17 protein-coding genes are annotated in these 18,260 nt (G+C 62.5%); 13 read left to right on the top strand and 4 right to left on the bottom strand.

All coding sequences use genetic code 11. From position 1 onward, the window contains the following. Positions 1–174 precede the first annotated feature (174 nt). Positions 175–1,467, top strand: a complete 1,293-nt coding sequence (locus ISP19_RS02615) for a DUF5690 family protein (RefSeq protein WP_284384789.1) — start codon at positions 175–177, stop codon at positions 1,465–1,467. Between the two features lie 38 nt (positions 1,468–1,505). On the opposite strand, the gene ISP19_RS02610 is transcribed toward ISP19_RS02615, so the two are convergent. From ISP19_RS02610 to phnF, 4 genes are all read right to left on the bottom strand, one after another. Next, complete coding sequence (locus ISP19_RS02610) at positions 1,506–2,216, bottom strand: DUF899 family protein (protein ID WP_204679450.1); 711 nt, start codon at positions 2,214–2,216, stop codon at positions 1,506–1,508. Positions 2,217–2,514: 298 nt separating this feature from the next. Continuing rightward, the gene (gene phnN / locus ISP19_RS02605; RefSeq protein WP_204679448.1) at positions 2,515–3,060 is read right to left on the bottom strand and encodes a phosphonate metabolism protein/1,5-bisphosphokinase (PRPP-forming) PhnN; all 546 of its coding nucleotides are present in this window, start codon (positions 3,058–3,060) and stop codon (positions 2,515–2,517) included. Further along, on the bottom strand, positions 3,057–3,713 hold the full coding sequence (locus ISP19_RS02600; RefSeq protein ID WP_204679446.1) for a DUF1045 domain-containing protein: 657 nt from the start codon (positions 3,711–3,713) through the stop codon (positions 3,057–3,059). Before ISP19_RS02600 ends, phnN begins: the two co-directional genes overlap by 4 nt. Before the next feature lie 250 nt (positions 3,714–3,963). Continuing rightward, positions 3,964–4,695, bottom strand: a complete 732-nt coding sequence (gene phnF, locus ISP19_RS02595) for a phosphonate metabolism transcriptional regulator PhnF (protein WP_204679444.1) — start codon at positions 4,693–4,695, stop codon at positions 3,964–3,966. Positions 4,696–4,830: 135 nt separating this feature from the next. Between phnF and phnG the strand changes: the two genes are divergently transcribed. From phnG to ISP19_RS02535, 12 genes are all read left to right on the top strand, one after another. Next, complete coding sequence (gene phnG / locus ISP19_RS02590) at positions 4,831–5,277, top strand: phosphonate C-P lyase system protein PhnG (RefSeq protein ID WP_204679442.1); 447 nt, start codon at positions 4,831–4,833, stop codon at positions 5,275–5,277. After that, complete coding sequence (gene phnH, locus ISP19_RS02585; RefSeq protein ID WP_204679440.1) at positions 5,277–5,852, top strand: phosphonate C-P lyase system protein PhnH; 576 nt, start codon at positions 5,277–5,279, stop codon at positions 5,850–5,852. The genes phnG and phnH overlap by 1 nt, the downstream gene beginning before the upstream one ends. Beyond that, a complete protein-coding gene (locus ISP19_RS02580; RefSeq protein ID WP_204679430.1) occupies positions 5,853–6,956 on the top strand; it encodes a carbon-phosphorus lyase complex subunit in 1,104 nt (367 codons plus the stop codon). A gap of 199 nt (positions 6,957–7,155) precedes the next feature. Continuing rightward, on the top strand, positions 7,156–7,989 hold the full coding sequence (locus ISP19_RS02575) for an alpha-D-ribose 1-methylphosphonate 5-phosphate C-P-lyase PhnJ (RefSeq protein ID WP_204679428.1): 834 nt from the start codon (positions 7,156–7,158) through the stop codon (positions 7,987–7,989). Next, positions 7,986–8,756, top strand: a complete 771-nt coding sequence (phnK, locus tag ISP19_RS02570; protein ID WP_204679426.1) for a phosphonate C-P lyase system protein PhnK — start codon at positions 7,986–7,988, stop codon at positions 8,754–8,756. The genes ISP19_RS02575 and phnK overlap by 4 nt, the downstream gene beginning before the upstream one ends. Continuing rightward, a complete protein-coding gene (gene phnL, locus ISP19_RS02565) occupies positions 8,753–9,454 on the top strand; it encodes a phosphonate C-P lyase system protein PhnL (protein ID WP_239556421.1) in 702 nt (233 codons plus the stop codon). Before phnK ends, phnL begins: the two co-directional genes overlap by 4 nt. Before the next feature lie 33 nt (positions 9,455–9,487). After that, positions 9,488–10,630: an alpha-D-ribose 1-methylphosphonate 5-triphosphate diphosphatase gene (locus ISP19_RS02560; protein ID WP_204679423.1), complete on the top strand. Its 1,143-nt coding sequence runs from the start codon at positions 9,488–9,490 to the stop codon at positions 10,628–10,630. A 564-nt stretch (positions 10,631–11,194) separates the two neighbouring features. After that, on the top strand, positions 11,195–13,870 hold the full coding sequence (locus tag ISP19_RS02555) for a TonB-dependent receptor (protein ID WP_204679421.1): 2,676 nt from the start codon (positions 11,195–11,197) through the stop codon (positions 13,868–13,870). 78 nt (positions 13,871–13,948) lie between these two features. After that, on the top strand, positions 13,949–15,970 hold the full coding sequence (locus ISP19_RS02550) for a tetratricopeptide repeat-containing sulfotransferase family protein (RefSeq protein ID WP_204679419.1): 2,022 nt from the start codon (positions 13,949–13,951) through the stop codon (positions 15,968–15,970). 263 nt (positions 15,971–16,233) lie between these two features. Further along, entirely contained in the window at positions 16,234–16,905 is a 672-nt protein-coding gene (locus ISP19_RS02545; RefSeq protein WP_239556419.1) for a PadR family transcriptional regulator, read from the top strand. After that, a complete protein-coding gene (locus ISP19_RS02540) occupies positions 16,889–17,395 on the top strand; it encodes a transcriptional repressor (RefSeq protein WP_204679417.1) in 507 nt (168 codons plus the stop codon). The genes ISP19_RS02545 and ISP19_RS02540 overlap by 17 nt, the downstream gene beginning before the upstream one ends. A 26-nt stretch (positions 17,396–17,421) precedes the next feature. After that, positions 17,422–18,222 (top strand): siderophore-interacting protein, encoded by an 801-nt coding sequence (locus ISP19_RS02535; protein WP_204679415.1) that lies wholly within the window; start codon positions 17,422–17,424, stop codon positions 18,220–18,222. Positions 18,223–18,260: the final 38 nt, after the last annotated feature.

The following is an 18,260-nucleotide window of genomic DNA, read 5'->3' as shown; positions in this document are numbered from 1 at the left end:
GACAACTACGACGCCCGCTTCGAACGCTGGCCGCGGGTCATCATCGCCGGCTTCGCGCAGGAAATTGCCGCTTAGACGCCGGCGGTCCGGCGGCTAGCGATCGCCATGCCGCTGTAACCTGCGCCCTTCACCCTGCCGACACGGCCGCATCGGCTGACTCTGGCGGGTTTTTTCGTGTCGCGTATATCCGATATCCGTCGCCATCCCATGGCGATCAATGTGCTGGCCGGATCGGCCGCGTTCCTGGCCTATGCGTCGATGTACGCGTTCCGCAAGCCGTTCACGGCTGCGTCGTTCGACGGCCTGCATCTGGCCGGCATCGATTACAAGGTCTGGCTGGTGATCGCGCAGGTGATGGGCTACATGCTGAGCAAGGTGCGCGGCATTACCTGGATCGCGGAAATCCAGCGCCAGCGGCGCGCACGTACGCTGGCCGAACTGATCGGCTTTGCATGGATCGCGCTGCTCGGCTTCGCGCTGACCCCGGCGCCCTGGAACATTCCCTTCCTGTTCCTCAACGGTCTGCCGCTGGGTATGGTGTGGGGCGTGATCTTCGGCTATCTGGAAGGTCGCCGCGGTACGGAGATGATGGGCGCATTCATGTGCGCCAGCTTTATCGTGGGCTCGGGCGTGGTGAAGTCGGTCGGCATGTGGCTGATGATGCGCTGGCATGTCAGCGAGTTCTGGATGCCGTTCACCACCGGCATGCTGTTTATCCCACCGCTGTGCCTGTCGACCTGGATCCTGGAACATCTGCCCGGGCCGGACGCCGCCGATGTCGCCGCGCGCAGCATGCGCGTGCCGATGGATGCCGCTACGCGCCGCGCCTTCCTCGCGCGTTTCCTGCCCGGCATCGCGATGATCGTCATGGCCTATATCGCGCTGACCGTGACCCGCGATTTCCGCGACAACTTCGCCGCGGAAATCTGGAGCGATCTGGGCCGCGGCGGTGATGCTTCCGTGTTCACCGAAACCGAAGTACCGATTGCCATCGCCGTGCTGATCATCACCGCCTTCACCATGATCGTGCGCGACAACCTCAAAGCGCTGATGCTCAACCACGTGCTGATCTTCGGCGGCTTTGCCATCGCGGTGCTGGCCACCTGGATGCACAACCACGCGATGATCGATCCGCTGGGCTGGATCGGCCTGACCGGCTTCGGTCTGTACCTGGCCTACGTGCCGTACAACGCCACTTTCTTTGAACGCATGCTGGCCACCTTCCGCGTGGGCGGCAATGTCGGCTTCATCATGTATATCGCCGACAGCAGCGGTTACATGGGCAGCGTCGCGGTGATCCTGGTGAAGGAATTCGGCGGCATGCATCTGTCCTGGGCGTCGTTCTACGCCGATACGGTGATGACACTGTCCAGCATCGGCATGCTGATCACGCTGGTGTCGGCGCTGTACTTCCATGACAAGGCGCGGCGCTCGAAGGCGCCTATCGCCGTGCCGGCAGCGGCCTGAGTCGAAACGCAGGCTCGCTGCATGCCCGGCCGGGGTTGTCAGTCCGGATAATCGAGCTTGGGGTACCAGTTCCCGCCGCGCCCTTCGGGCGTCATGTCGAACACGTTCCACATCGGCATGGGATCCGGCGCGCCGCGCGGGTCCTGGCCGGGATCGGACATGTCATCGGCCATTTCAGAGCTCCAGAAATGGCGGATCATGCCGTCGCGGCGGGTGAATACGTTGAAAGCCGGAATATCGCTGCCATCGGCCGCGATGCCGTGATAGTCCCGGCTGTAGTCGCCATTGAGGTCGGTATAGAACTTCAGATGATGCCAGCCGCGTTCGCGCTTGAACGCCAGCAGGCGCTCCATCGGCGCGCCGGCCACCATCGCCATCGCCATGCGCTGTTGCATATCGCGTGCCTCGCCTTCCCAGGCACTGAGCATCGACGTGCACATGGGGCAGGGCCGTTCACGTTGCGGCCCGAACATGTAGCTGTAGACGAGCACGGTCTGCTTGTCGCCAAACAGGCCGGCGAAATCGACGGTGTGGCCGTCTTCACTCTGGAAACGATAGTTGCCGGTCACCTCGCCGCCTGGCGGCAGGGCGCGGCGTTGCTCGGCGACACGTTCGATGTGCCGTCGCAGTTCGATTTCCTCGCGTAGCAGCTCGTTGCGGGCGGCGCGATAGGCGGCGCTCTCGTTGGGCAGGGTGTGGTGGTTGCGCTGGATCAGTTCGGCCGCGGGGACCAGGTGGACGGTGCTCATCGTTGCTCTCCTCGCTGTGGCGGTGCAGAGGGTCGGGAAGCAGGTGCCTGTATAGGGTGACGAACAGGGATGAAGCGGTTCGACATGTAGGGAGAATCAGTAGCTTTGCTCCCTCTCCCCTCCGGGGAGAGGGCTGGGGTGAGGGGTCAATCTTGCGCAATATACGATTGTGCGACGAACACCGAAGCAAAGCACTTCATGTGTTTAGGAATGTTCAGGCAAGCCGTGACCCCTCACCCCAACCCTCTCCCCGGCGGGGAGAGGGAGCAAAGCGGGTGAGGCAAGCCCGGGTACTCAGTCAATGCGCAGCGCGAATCGCCTGCAACAGACTCGAACCGGCGTCGGCGAGGCAACCGTCGTTATGGATCACCATGCTGCCATCCGGCACCGGATAGGCATCGACCCGCGCCAGTCTGGCCGCGATGTCGGCCTCGCTTTCCCGCCCGCGCGCCGCCAGCCGTCCGGCGATGGCTTGCGCACTGGCGGTAATCAACACCGGCCGCAACGCGGGAAAGCGCTGGCAAGCCAGCTCGAAGGCACCGCGCGAACCGTTCACCAGCACATCCGCGCCGCGCGCCAGCCAGTGCGCGACTTCACTGCCGATGCCGTAGTGCAGGCCATGCGCCTGCCAGGTCAGCGCGAACAGCCCGCGCCGTTCACGCAACTGAAATTCCTCTTCGCTCAACGCGACATGATTCTCGCCGCCGGCATGCGCGGGGCGCGTGATGTAACGGTGCGCACACAGCACGCCATGCGCCACGCCGTGCTCGCGTACCCAGGTCAGCACACTGTCCTTGCCGGCACCTGATGGGCCCATCACGTAATACAACTGACCCGCCTTCATACCGCTTGTCCTCCGCTCAACGGAATACGTTCGAGCTGTTCAAAATCTTTTCCAGGCTCGTTTTCGCGACAGATGGTGAGCGCATCGATCCGTGCTGGCGGCAGTGTCGCCAGCTTAGGTGACAGCCATGCGTACAAAACCCGCTCTTCATCGGGCGTAGCGCGCGCCGATAAAGTTATGTGAAATCGGTAACGTTCCAGCACGTAGGGATAGCCGAACCGGTGCAGCAGGGTGAGCTCGACATCGTCCAGACCAGCGCCGCGCCGCTGGCGCGCGGCCTCACTCAAGGGCGCACGCAGCACATGCAGATCTCGGACACAATGTCCGGCCAGTGCGTTGATGGCCGCTTCGTCGCCCGATGGACGCAAGGCCAGGAAACCAGCCAGGCGATCCAGCGCGAGCGGCAGTTCGAACGGAGCCACCCGTGCCGCGATCCCGGCCACTTCGCGACATAGATCCTCGTAGCGTTTCCCATCCGCCAAGGCAAACGGCGCGCCGAGCGTCGCATGCCAGCCATAGCGCCGCACATCCGCCAGCAAGCCCTGCAGGCGCGCCGGTTCGATCCCCGGCAAGGCGGCGATACTCAGCCACTCACGCCCAAACATATCCAGCGCAGTGCCTGCTGCGGGGCAGAAATAGATCGCGTAACGCATGTTTTAGGAGAGAGTGGAGAGGAGTGAGAAGTAAGAGGAACAGCGGTGGAGCAATGAGCAGAAGGTATGCAGGGAGACAGGGCGGCTTTTGGTTTTCTCTCACTCCTCACTCCTATTCACTCACTCCTAGCTTTGGGGGTGAGAAGTGAGAGGAAGAGCAATGGGCAGAGGGTATACGTGGCAACAAGATGCCGCTTTGGCTTTCTCTCACTTCTCACTCCTCATCCACTCTCTCCTCAGTCCCTACGCTCTACTGTTCCGCCATCAGCACCAACTGCACCCAATCGCCAGAAAAACGCGTGATCCCATACTGTACCGGCACACCGCGCGGGTCGGCGTTGATCGATTGCACGTACAGCACCGGACGGTTCGCCGGCTGTTGCATCAGCCGCGCGGTGGTGGCGTCGGGCAGGCGCGCGGATACGCGGGTGTGTTTGCGTTCGTAATCGGTCACGCCGAATTCGTTCAGCGTGCGGGTGACTGACAACAGGCGCCGGTACACGGATGGCAAACCGTTAAAGCGCGCGGCGGGGAAATACGCCGTGCTGTAGTCGACGATATGGCCGTCGGCACGGCTGATCGTCTCGATCCGGTAGGTGTATTCGTGGCGATCCAGGCCCAGCGACTGCGCGACCTGCGGCGGCGGCACTTCGCGATGGTCTTCCAGTATCTCGATGTCGGCTTCGACATTGAGATTGCGCATGTTCTGGGTAAAGCGCGTGCGCCGGCTGATGGGGTAGTCCAGCGTGTGTTCCTGCACAAAGGTGCCGCGCCCCTGTTCGGTACGCACCAGGTTGCGCTGTTCCAGCGCGGCGATCGCGCGGCGCACGGTGTGGCGGTTCACGTTGAAACGCTCGGCCAGCTCCTGCGCCGAAGGCAGCTGTTCGCCCTGGCGCAACCGGCCCTTCAGGATATCGGCAGCCAGGATGCCGCTGATCTGGCTCCACAGCGCAACACCCCGTCCTCGTTCGATCTCGCTCATACCACGTCCTCAACCTGTCTATTCGTCGTCATGGCAGCACCACGCTGGGCTGCTGGAATGCGTACCCAACGGGCGTCCCCTCACGCCCAGGTCTGTCTAGATAACTAGACATTTGTGACAAGCCTAGGAACACCCATGGACACCTCCCCCCACTTGGCGCGCCCGCAATGGATGTCGTTGCTGGCGCAGTCCGATCCGGCCGACCTGGCCGCGGCGATGGATGCCTTCGCCCCGCCGGCCGACCTGACCTGGCTGCGCCCGGCGCAGACCGGCCTGTACATGTTGCGCGGGAGGATCGGCGGCACCGGTCCGCAATTCAATTTCGGCGAGATCACCGTCACCCGCTGCAGCGTGCAGGCCGGGGACCATATCGGCCACGCCTGGGTGCGCGGCAGCAACACCCGGCACGCCGAGCTGGCGGCGCTGGCCGATGCGATGCTGCAAGACGACCAACAGCAGGTGCCGCTGCGCCTGCATGTGATCGAGCCGCTGCGCCGCGCCCTGGACCGCCGCCGCGACGAGGCCAGCCGCAGGGCGGCGGCGAGCAAGGTGGAGTTCTTCACCGTGGTGCGGGGCGAGTGATGCTGGCGGCGTTTGCTCATCCGGTTTTCGACAGCCAGCGCAGCTTCCGCGAATTGCTGCAGGCCATGGCCCGGCCGGCCATGCCGCGCGCGTTGCCAGTACTGCCGCCTGCGCCCGCGCCGATTGCGCCGGCCGCGATGGCCATCCTGCTGACCTTGTGTGACGCCACCACCACCGTCTGGCTGCAACAGCCGGAGGGGGAGGCTGTGCGCCATCTGCAATTCCACACCGGCCTGAAGCGGGTGGACAAACCGCAGGATGCCGATTTCGCGCTGATCACCGATCCCGTTTCGATGCCGCCGCTGGACGCGTTTGCGCGCGGCGACCTGCGTTATCCGGATCGTTCGGCGAGTTTGATCATGCAGGTCAGCGCATTCCGCGCCGACGGCCAGACCCGATTCGCCGGCCCGGGCATCCGCACTAGCGAAACGCTGGCGATCGATGGTCTGCCCGGCGATTTCTGGCAACAACGCACTGCCCAGGCGCCGCAACTGCCGCTAGGCATCGATGTGTATTTCGTGGCCGGGCAGCAGGTGGTTGGCCTGCCGCGCACGACCCGTTTACTGGAGGGTTGAATGTACGTTGCCGTCAAAGGCGGTGAGCAGGCGATTGCCCGTTCGCTGGAACACCTGGCCGAAGCGCGGCGCGGCGATACCGCCGTGCCGGAGCTGACCCTGAAGCAGATTCGCGAACAGCTGCGCCTGGGTGTGGCGCGCGTCATGCAGGAAGGTTCGCTATACGACGAAGAACTGGCTTCCCTGGCCATCCGCCAGGCGGCCGGCGACATGCTGGAAGCGATCTTCCTGCTGCGCGCCTATCGCACTACTCTGCCGCGCTTTGGTTACACCTTGCCGCTGGATACCAGCGCGATGCGCGTGCGCCGCCGCGTATCCGGTACCTTCAAGGACATCCCGGGCGGGCAGGTGCTGGGCCCGACTTACGATTACACACAGCGCCTGCTCGACTTCGGCGCCACCCCGCCCGCGGCAGCCGTCCTTGCCGATGCGCCGCTGGCTTCTCCGATGCCGCGCGTGCTGGATCTGCTGGATGCCGAAGCGCTGATCGAACGCATCGAGCCGGGCAGCGATCCAGAACCGGTCGACCTGACCCGCGAACCGCTGATGTTTCCCGCCGATCGCGCCACACGTTTGCAAAACCTCGCGCGCGGTGACGAAGGCTTCCTGCTCGGCATGGCCTATTCCACCCAGCGCGGCTACGCGGAAAGCCATCCGTTCGCCGGCGAAATCCGCATGGGCGAAGTGGATGTGGTGGTCTGTCCGGAAGAACTGGGCTTCGCCATCGAGATCGGCAGCATCACGTTGACCGAATGCCAGATGATCAACCAGTTCCATGGCGGCAATGGCCTGCCGCCGCAGTTCACGCGCGGCTACGGTCTGTGCATGGGCGAAGGCGAGCGCAAGGCGATGTCGATGGCGCTGGTGGATCGCGCCCTGCGCTGCGATGAGCTGGCCGAACCGAACTACGCCCCGGCGCAGAATCAGGAATTCGTGCTGTCGCATTCGGACAGCGTGGAAGCCTCCGGCTTCGTGCAGCATTTGAAGCTGCCGCATTACGTGGATTTTCAGGCGGAGTTGTCGTTGTTGCGCACGCTGGCGGCGCAGCACGCCGCTGACTCCGACGAACCGCTCCTGAGCGCTGTCGGGGGTCAGCAGTCATGACGCCGACGTCAACACAGCGACGCGCTCTGCTCCCTCTCCCCTTCGGGGAGAGGGTTGGGGTGAGGGGCCAACCTCGCCAAGCACTCCATCGCAGCGACGAACCCTCTGAGCCGATGTCCCGCAAAGACTCAGCTATTTCGCACGTTGTCCCCTCACCCCAACCCTCTCCCCGGAGGGGAGAGGGAGCAAAGCACTTCCCATGACCTACAACTTCGCTTTCCTCGACGAAGACACCAAGCGCATGCTGCGCCGCTCATTGCTCAAGGCAGTGGCGATCCCCGGCTACCAGGTGCCATTCGGCAGCCGCGAGATGCCCTTGCCCTACGGCTGGGGCACCGGTGGCATCCAGGTCACGGCGGCCTTGCTCGGGCCGGACGACGTGCTGAAAGTGATCGACCAGGGCGCCGACGACACCACCAATGCGGTCAATATCCGCCGCTTTTTCGCCCGCGTCGCCGGCGTCGCCACCACCGAACGCACCGTCGACGCCACGCTTATCCAGACGCGCCACCGCATTCCTGAAACATCCTTGCGCGAAGATCAGATCCTGGTGTTCCAGGTGCCCGAGCCCGAACCGCTGCGCACGCTGGAACCCCGCGAAGCCGAGACGCGCACTTTGCACGCCTTGGCCGATTACGGACTTATGCACGTGAAGTTGTACGAAGACATCGCCCAGTACGGGCACATCGCCACCAGTTATGACTACCCGGTACGGGTTGACGGCAGGTTTCTCACCTCGCCCTCGCCGATTCCGAAGTTCGATAACCCCAAGCTCCATCAATCGCCGGCCCTGATGCTGTTCGGTGCGGGGCGCGAGAAGCGCCTGTACGCGATTCCGCCGTACACCGAGGTGGAAAGCCTGGCCTTCGACGATCATCCGTTCGAGATCCAGCAGTGGGAACACCAGTGCGAACTGTGCGGCTCCGGCGAGAGCTATCTGGATGAAGTGATCGTCGACGATCGCGGCACACGCATGTTTGTCTGCTCCGATACCGATTTCTGCGGACAGCGCAGGGCGGAGGCGCAGGCATGAGCGCTTTGCTGAAAGTACGCAACCTCAGCCGTCATTACGGCACGCGCATCGGCTGCGAGGATGTGAGCTTCGATCTGCATCCGGGGGAATTGCTCTGCATCGTGGGTGAATCCGGTTCCGGCAAATCGACCTTGCTCAACACCGTCGCCGCGCAGCTTGCGCCGACCTCCGGCAGCGTGAGCTACCGCCAGCGCGATGGCCAGTGGCTCAGCGTGAATGCACTCAGCGAAGCCGACCGCCGCCGGTTGGCGCGCGAAGAATGGGGCTTCGTCACGCAGAACCCACGCGACGGGTTGCGTCTCAACGTGAGCGCCGGCGCCAATGTCGCAGAACGCCTGATGGCCTTGGGCATGCGCAATTACAGCCAGTTGCGCGGCATCGCGCGCAGCTGGCTGGAGCGGGTGGAGATCGATCCGGAACGGATCGACGACGCCCCGACCGGCTTTTCCGGCGGCATGCAGCAGCGCCTGCAAATTGCCCGCACGCTGGTGACCCAACCGCGCCTGGTGTTCATGGACGAACCAACCGCCGGCCTCGACGTATCCGTGCAGGCGCGCATTCTCGATCTGCTGCGCCGGCTGGTGAACGAACTGGGGCTGGCCGCCGTGATGGTGACGCACGACCTGGCCGTGGCGCGCCTGCTCGCGGCACGCACGATCGTGATGCAAGGCGGCCGTGTGGTCGAAACCGGCCTCACCGATCAGATTCTTGATGACCCGCAACACCCGTATACGCAATTGCTCGTTTCTTCGGTATTGACCACATGACCGCCGCCTTGATGCTCGAACTGCGCGACCTTAGCAAGTCGTTTGAATTGCACCATCAGCACGGTGCACGTCTGAACGTATTGCGTGGGCTGGATCTGCGTCTGCATGCCGGCGAATGCGTGGTGCTGTCCGGTGCATCCGGTGCCGGCAAGAGCACCTTGTTGCGCGTGATTTATGCCAACTATCGGCCGAGCTTCGGCGCGGTGCATGTGCGGCATGACGGCCGCTGGCTGGATCTGGCCAAGGCCAGCCCGCACGAAGTACTGGATGTGCGTCGCCGCACGCTGGGTTACGTTAGCCAGTTTCTGCGCGTGATTCCGCGCGTGCCGGCAGTGGATATCGTGGCCGAACCCGTGCTGCAGACCGGTGCCAGCCCGCAACTCGCACGGCAGCGGGCGAGTGAGATGCTGCATCGCCTGAACGTGCCGGAACGCCTGTGGTCACTCCCACCGGGTACGTTCTCCGGCGGGGAGCAGCAGCGGGTGAACATTGCCCGGGGCTTGATCGTGCCGCGCCCGATTCTGTTGCTGGATGAGCCCACCGCGTCGCTCGATGCCAACAACCGTGCCGTGGTGGCGGAACTGTTGACCGAAGCCCGCGCCGCCGGCTCCGCCGTGCTCGGCATTTTCCATGACGAAGACATGCGCGACCAGATCGCCACCCGTCTGTTTCCGATGCAAGCCCTCGAAGCCGCCTGATCCAGCTGCCTAATCTTTTACGCAGAGATACCCATGAACGATTTAGCACTCACCAATGCGCGCATCGTGCTCGACGATAGCGTTATCCACGGCACGCTGATCGCCCGCAACGGACTGATCCGCCTGGTTGAAGAAGGTTCGACGCAAGCGCCGGGCGCGATCGACTGTGAAGGGGATTACGTGATTCCCGGCTTGATCGAGCTGCACACCGATAATCTGGAAAAGCACTTGATGCCGCGCGCCGGTGTGCTGTGGCCATCCTTGCCCGCCGTACTGACGCACGATGCGCAGGTCGTCGCCGCCGGCATCACCACGGTGTTCGACGCGTTGTCGGTGGGCGACCTGGAAGAAGAAAGTGTGCGCATCGAAACCTTGCGCAGCACCTACGACGCGATTCTTGCGGGTCAGAGCAGCGGCGCATTGCGCGCCGATCACTGGTTCCATCTGCGTTGCGAACTGGCTTATCCGCGCCTGCTCGAGATCCTGGAGCCGTTGCTGGATCACACCAGCGTGCGGTTGATTTCACTGATGGACCACACGCCTGGCCAGCGCCAGTTCCGTGATCTGCAACAGTACCGCAAGTACTACAGCAAGCATCACATGAGCTGGACCGAAGACGAATTCGCCGACGTGGTGAAGCGTCGTACCGAGCAGCAGGCGTTTTACAGCGCCAGGCACGAGAGCGCCGTACTCGCGCTGTCGCAAGGCCGCGATATCGTGCTGGCCAGCCACGACGATACCGATGCACAGCAGGTGGAGCACGCCAAGCGCATTGGCGTGACCATTTCGGAGTTTCCCACCACGCAAGAAGCGGCAGACGCAGCGCATGCCCGCGGCCTTACCACCGTGATGGGTGCACCGAACGTGGTACGCGGCGGCTCGCACTCGGGTAACGTCTCTGCGTTGGAGCTGGCGCGCAGTGATCGTCTGGACATGTTGTCCTCCGACTATGTGCCGGCCAGCCTGTTGCATGGCGCGTTCCTGCTGCACACACAAGCAGGTTGGTCGATGCCGCGTGCGATGGCAACGGTGAGCAGCAGCCCCGCCAGGGCGTTGGGCTTCGAAGATCGCGGTGAACTCAAGACCGGCAAGCGTGCCGATGTGGTGCGCATGCGTGTCGCAGACGGTTTGCCCATCGTGCGCAACGTGTGGGTGAACGGGCAGCGTTCGTTCTAATTGTTTCAATCATCAGCAAGCCCGTCGCGCGGATTTATGCAGGCGGGCATGTGCAACAAAAAATTCTTGAACGTTGCGAAACGATAAGCGCACACGATCGCCTGCTATTCGATGCTTCTGTTTCTGCGATGACAGCGGATTTTCAAAGTCGCTTTTTTCATAACGTGATCGCGCTGCATCGCAGTGATATCGATAAGTAGCTGATATCGATAAGCATCTGTAGAAGCTCGCCAGCGCATAAAATCACGTTATTTGCGCAGCATTCTTCGCGGGCACGACGAGCGATCAGCAGCTTCTTGTTGTGCGTAGGCAAGTGCACGAAGACGTGCAGTGAATGTCATCGATTACAAGTTTTCCCGACATCACGCTGTCATGCGAAAACACAAAAGTACGCGCGCCGTTTCAGGGACAGTCGGCACGCAACACGATGTCTATTAGACAGCTGCGCAAGTTGACTAGACGACGTCATAAGCGTTTCATCGCTGTCCCCTAGCCTGCTTCTTAAAACAGCATCAGGCAGTCGTGCTGGTGTTGCGCACCTACCACACCCCGGGGGAAATAGTCTTGAAGATCAATCCAATCACTTGCGCGGTGCTGGCCGCGCTTGCGGTCACCCGCGTGTCTTACGCGGATGATGCTGTGCAACCCGCGCCAGCAAATCAGCCGACTGCAGTAACTCAACCGGCTTCCAATCAACCTGCTGCAGCCAATCAACCGGCGGCGCAGCCGGCCGCACCGAATACGTCCAATGCGTCCACGCTTGGTACGGTGACGGTAACCGCGCAGCACATGGCGCAGGACATGCAGGACGTTCCGATCACGCTGCAAGCGTTCACCGCCAGCACCTTGCAGCAGTTGAACATCACGTCGTTCGACGACCTCATCAAATACCTGCCCAACGTGACCTTTGCCGCAAACGGTCCAGGCCAGGGCAACATCTACATGCGCGGCCTCAGCACCGGTTTCCTCGGCAACCAGTCCAGCGCGACCATCGCACCGTTCCCGAATGTGGCCGTCTATCTGGACGACCAGTCGATGCAGTTCCCTGCGCGCAATCTCGACATCTATATGGTCGACATGGACCGCGTCGAAGTGCTCGAAGGCCCGCAGGGCACGCTGTTCGGTGGTGGCGCCGAAGCCGGTGCGGTGCGCTACATCACCAATCAGCCGAATCTGACCCGAGTCAGCGGCAGCGCCGAAGCCAGCGCCGGCGTGACCGCTGGCGGTGGCCCGAACAATTCGGCCAACGCAGTGCTCAACCTGCCGATCATTCCCGGTACGTTTGCGGTACGCGGCGTGATCTACAACGATCATCAGGGCGGTTACATCGACAACGTGCCGAGCACGTTCACCCGCCAGCCCACCGACGGTGGCGGCGCGATGGCTCCTTACGTGGCCGCCGGCGGTACCTCGGTTTTCAACAATTACTCCGTGGCGCAGAACGACTGGAATCCCGTCGATACCCAGGGTGCGCGCCTGTCCGGACTGTGGAAGATCAATGACGACTGGAACTTCCTGCTCGCCGAGAGCTACCAGGATCTGGACGCCAAGGGCCAATCTTCGACTTACCCGGTCGGTTCGGACGGCCAACCGCTTGGCGTCAACCAGATCACCGCATTCGTGCCGGCCTGGAACAACGACCATGACACCAACAGCGCCTGGACTTTGAACGGCGAAATCGGCGACCTCTCGGTGGTGTACACCGGTGGCTATACCAATCGCCGCATCAGCGAGCAGCAGGACTACACCAACTACTCGCGCAGCGCAGGCGGCATTTATTACCAATGCACCGGCACCTCGGCGGGACTGTCCAGCGCCGGCAAGCCGGTTTGCTATTCGCCAGCCGGTTATTGGAACGACCAAGTAGGCAGCACGCACCAGAGCCACGAGTTGCGGCTGAGCACGCCGGAAGACGATCGCTTCCGTGTCATCGGTGGTCTGTATTATGAAGACTTCAATATCGACGACCACATGCGGTTCAACTACAACACGATTCCGTCTTGTACACCGCAAAACCTCGCCAGCGCCCTTGCCGGCGGTAATCCATGCGTGGCCGTCGCGGAGTCCTCGCCGGGTGTCGTACTCCCCGCTGGCACGGCTTTCGGCGAAAACGCGGAGCGTGGCTACAAGCAGGAGGCCGCGTTCGGCTCGATGTCATATGACATCATCCCGGATGTCCTGACCGCGACCGCAGGCACACGTTATTACCACTACTCCGAGTGGCAGACCGGCACCGAGTTTTATACGACGTCCGCCCAGGTGGACGTGCCCAACGGTACGTACGTGGGCAATGACACGGTGATGAATTACCACACCACGTATCACGGCTTTAAGAGCCGCGCGAACCTGGAATGGCACATCACGCCGGACATGATGTTGTATTACACCTTCTCGCAAGGCTTCCGTCCGGGCGGCTTCAACCGCACGACGTCCGCAGTGGCGAAACTCGACGGCGAGCCGCAGTACCAGAAGCCGATCAGCTATGCGCCCGATACGCTGACCAACAACGAAATCGGCTTCAAATCCACATTCTTTGATGACCGCCTGCTGTTCAATGCCTCCGCGTATGACATGCGCTGGGACAACGTACAGATGCAGTTCTTCAACCCATTGGTGCTGGGCAACACCACCTTCGCGGTCAATGGGCCGAACTACAAGGTGGATGGCCTGGAGGTGCAATTCCAAGGGAAGATTACCGATGGCCTGTCGATCATCGGCGCGGGTTCGCTCAACCATGCCAAGCAGACCAACTCGCCGTGTCTGGTGAACAATATTCCGGGATCCGCTGGCTACAACTCGTGCATCGTCGAAACCGGAGCCGTTGGCGACGTATCGCCGTTCGCCAATCCGTTCGGCAACATTGGCAGCGTGCCCGCGTTCTCGCCCCGCTCGCAGTACAACATGCGCCTGCGTTATGACTGGACGTTCAACGGCGGCTTCAAGGCATTCGCGCAGGCCGGCTTCAACCGTACCGGCTCGATGTACAACCAGCCGGCCACCTATCCGAGCGGAGCCGGTGTAACCGACGTCACCACGGTAGAACTGCGTTACCTGCAGGCCGGCTACACCACCGTCGACGCGTCGATCGGCGTCGCCAAGGACAACTGGGATGTATCGCTCTACGGCACCAACCTGACCAATAACCACGCCAGCGTGTTCACGTCTTCGGCCCAGTTCATCGAGTCGGAAGTGCCGATCCGTCCGCGCGTGCTGGGGGTGAAGGTCGGCTTCAAGTTCTAACCTGCCTTCTCCGCAGGCAGGTCAGTAGAATTCGGGTGGGCGCAAGCCCACCCTCTTTTTTAAGGTTGTTGATCACCCATGAGCAGCGCGGCCGCCGACCCCGTTTCCACCTCCGTGGCGCAGGAACTCCAGCGCACACGCCAACTGCATCAGGACGGCCTGCACGCGCAGGCGTTGCAAGCCGCCCAGGCCTTGGCGGCCGAGGAACCGGGTCATTACGAGGCGCTCTATCTCATGGCGCGTGCTCAGCGTTACCTGGGGCAGATCGACGACGCCTTGCAGACGCTGGCGCAGATGGAACAGTACCATCCCCGTTACAGCCGTCTGCATGAAGAACGTGGCCACTGCTACGTCGTACTGCGCGATGCGCCGCGCGCGATCGACGCACTGCTGCACGCGGTCAACATCAACCCGGCGCTGCCATCGAGCTGGAATCTGCTCGAAGGTCTTTACCGCATGACCGGCGATACCGCCAACGCGGCGACTGCCGCCTCGCATGTCGCCACGCTCAAGCGCCTGGCACCCGAAGTCGTGCGTGCGACCAGCCATTTTTCGGATGGCGAACTCGATCCTGCCGAGCAGATCATCCGCGCCTATCTGCTCAAGGCCGGCAACGATGTGGAGGCGATGCGCCTGCTCGCCCGGATCGGGCTGGCGCGCGACGTGCTTGACGACGCCGACCTGCTGCTCGAAGCGGTGCTGAAGATCGCGCCGGATTATCGCGCGGCGCGCTACGACTATGCGTGCGTGCTGTTCGAGCGGCACCTGTACAAGCGCGCCTGCGAGGAGATCGAGAAGCTGCTCGCGTTTGAACCCGATCATCTCGACTACCGCACGCTGTACGCCAGTGCCAGCGTTGGACTGGGCGAACACGATCGCGCCATCGCGCTCTACCAGCAGCTTCTGCAGGTGCTGCCCGGCGCGGCCGATCTGCATCTGTCGCTTGCGCATTCGCTCAAGACCCAGGGCCGTCAGGCCGATGCCATCGACGCCTATCGCGCGGCGACCACTGCACGCCCCAACTTTGGCGATGCCTACTGGAGCCTGGCCAATCTCAAGACCTACCGCTTCTCGGACGATGAAATCGCCCGCATGTGTAGCGAGGAAGCGACGCCGGCCACCCCGCTGGTCGATCGTTGTCACCTGTGTTTCGCCTTGGGCAAGGCATTCGAAGATCGTGGTGACCACGCCGAATCGTGGCGCTATTACCAGCAGGGCAACGCGCTAAAGCGTTCCGAGAGCCGTTATCGCCCGGAGATCATCGAGACCAATACGCAGCGGCAGATCGACATCTGCATCCGCGACTTTTTGGCGAGCAGGGCGGATGCCGGCGATCCAAGCCCGGACCCGATTTTTATCGTCGGCTTGCCCCGCGCCGGATCCACCTTGCTCGAACAGATTCTTGCCTCGCACTCGCTGGTGGAAGGCACGCAGGAACTGGCCGACATTCCCCGCATCGTGCTCGATCTGCAAGGACGCGATCCGAACCTGGCCGATCCGCGCTACCCGGGCGTGCTGGCCGAGATGCAGCCGGAGGACTTCCGCAGGCTGGGCGAAAAATACCTGCATGACACGCGTATCTATCGCGGCGGGAAGCCTTTCTTTATCGACAAGATGCCGAACAACTTCCGGCACCTTGGCCTGATCCACCTGATGCTGCCCAACGCAAAGATCATCGATGCGCGGCGCGAACCGATGGCCTGCTGCTTCAGCAACTTCAAGCAACTGTTCGCCAGCGGGCAGGAATTCACCTATAGCATCGAGGACATCGCGCGTTACTACCGCACCTATCTCGACCTGATGCAGCACTGGGATGAAGTACTGCCAGGCCGCGTGCTGCGTGTGTATCACGAAGACGTGGTCGATGACCTGGAAAGCAATGTGCGGCGCATACTCGATTTTTGCGGCTTGCCGTTCGAACCGGCATGCCTGGAATTTCACAAGACCGCACGCAGTGTGCGCACCGCGAGCTCCGAACAGGTACGCCAGCCGATCTTCCGCGACGGCCTCGACCAGTGGACGAAGTTCGCGCCTTATCTGGATCCCCTGAAGGACATGCTTGGCGATGCGCTGGTGCGTTATCGCACCGATGGCGGCTAGCCCTGACCGTCATGGTCTGCGCCAACGCCAGGTAAGAAGCGCGCGAGGCGATTCCTCCGTCAGCGAGGAAGGCCTCCGTCTCCGTTCCACCCCTTTTCTGCCGCCCGGCGCCGTGCCGGGTCGGCGCGGTTTTCGTGGCCACCCCCCTCATTGCCAACCCAGAGCTTGCCGTGCCTAGCCCGGCCAGCGAGGGCAGGGCTTGTAAACGATATAATTTAGATATATCTTTTTCGGCACGCATTTCGATATATCGGAGTTATGTCATGCACAGGCACCACCTGTTCCACCGGTTCATGCACCGCCACCATGACAGGCACGGCATGGGCTGGGACGAGGGCAGCCGCTATGACGGGGACACTTACGAATTCCACGGCCGGCGCGGACGGCATGGCCACCATCACGATGGTGATGTTTTCAGCGATTGGAACGGCTTGCAGGGCGGCGGGCGGCGTGGTGGCGGGCGCCTGCTCGGCCACGGCGATCTGAAGCTGCTGCTGCTGGCCCTGATCGAGCAGCAGCCGCGTCACGGCTACGAACTGATCCGCACCATCGAGGACATGTTCCACGGCCAGTATTCGCCCAGCCCCGGCGCGGTGTATCCCACGCTGACCATGCTCGAAGAAATCGGCCACGCCTCGGTAGAAAGCGAACAAGGCGGGCGCAAGCAGTACGCGATTACCGACGAGGGCCGCGCCTTTCTCAATACCAACCGCGCTGCGGTGGAGGCGATGACCGAGCGCACCAGGCACGGTGCCCGCCTGATCGCCAAGCTGTCGCTGCCGCTGGCCGTGCGCAAGGCGATGCACGTACTCAAGCACGCCGTGTTGATGCGTGCGGGAGATTGGAACAAGGCTGAAGCGCAGCGTGTTGCGGCCATTCTTGAACGCGCCGCCGCGGAGATCGCCACGGGTCGCCCGGATGACACCGAAACCTGATCCCGATGATGCGCTAAAGATCTGGCAACAGCGCTGCAAGGCGCAGGGCCTGGCGCTGACTACGTCGCGCAATGCCATTCTTCATGCGCTGCTGGAGCAGACTGAAGCCCGTGATGCGGTGCCTTTGCTGCAAGCGGCGCAGGCACATCATTCCGGCACCAGCATCGGCACGGTGTATCGCTTCCTGCGCGAATTGGAACAGCGTGGATTGATCGACGCACACGTGCAGCCACATGGCCGCATCCGCTGGCAATTGCGTCAAGCACGCATGTCGAGCGCCGCACATGCAGCCAGCGATATCCGGCGCATGGTGGCGCAGGTACAGGACTTTCTGCACACGCTGGAACAGATGGGACTGGCCGAAATAGCGCCCCCTGATATTTCGCCCGCCACAGCACCACCCGACATTGAGCGCACGCTGGCCGTGCTGCACGACATCGCCGGACATCTTGGCTATCGCCTGTTGCCACAGCGGACTACACCGGCATGAACCTACTACTTGATCTGGATTGACCGATGACCCAGCACGAACATCGCATGGTGCGACATACACTGATGCGCCGCACCGTTGAAGTACTCAGCGTGAAACGCATCACCCCGCACATGCAACGCATTGTTTTCGGCGGTGAGGAACTGCGCGGCTTTCACAGCGCGGGGCCTGACGACCACGTAAAGCTGTTTATTCCAAACGCAAACGGCGAACTGGTACTGCCGACACTAGGGCCGAACGGACCGGAATTTCCCGCCGGAGCACTTCGTTCGCCCATGCGCGATTACACCCCGCGCGACTACGATGCCGAGCGCAACGAGCTGATCATCGACTTTGTCATCCACGGCGATGGCCCCGCCTCGACCTGGGCAGAGCAAGCCCGGCCGGGACAACGCATTGCCATCGCTGGACCACGTGGCTCGTTCATCGCTGCGGGAGATTTCGATCGCTATGTGCTCGTCGGCGACGAAACCGCCTTGCCCGCAATGGGCCGTTGGCTGGAGGAGATGCACGCGGACAAACAGGTGCACGTGCTGGCGGAAATTCCTGAAGCCGCCGATCGCCAGTCGCTAGGTTCGCAGGCGCGGTTCACGGTGACTTGGCTTGAGCGTGAAGGTGCCGACGGTGCGAGCAGCGACTTGCTGGAGCGGGCCTTGCGTGAATTGCCGACGTGGCCGGGCGATACGTTCTATTGGATTGCGACGGAGTCACGGCGGGTGCGCGGGATGCGCAAGTACCTGGCGGAAGAATGTGGTGTGCCGAAGGAGTGGATTCGTGCCACCGGTTATTGGAAGGCCGATGGTGCAGAAGAGGAAGAAGAGGATTGAGCTGCGCGCTTTTCTTCCTCTCCCCGCTGGGGAGAGGA

The sequence above is a fragment of the Dyella flava genome, from assembly GCF_016904955.1.
GTDB classification, from domain to species: domain Bacteria; phylum Pseudomonadota; class Gammaproteobacteria; order Xanthomonadales; family Rhodanobacteraceae; genus Dyella_B; species Dyella_B flava.
This window is presented reverse-complemented; position numbering and strand designations above follow the sequence as displayed.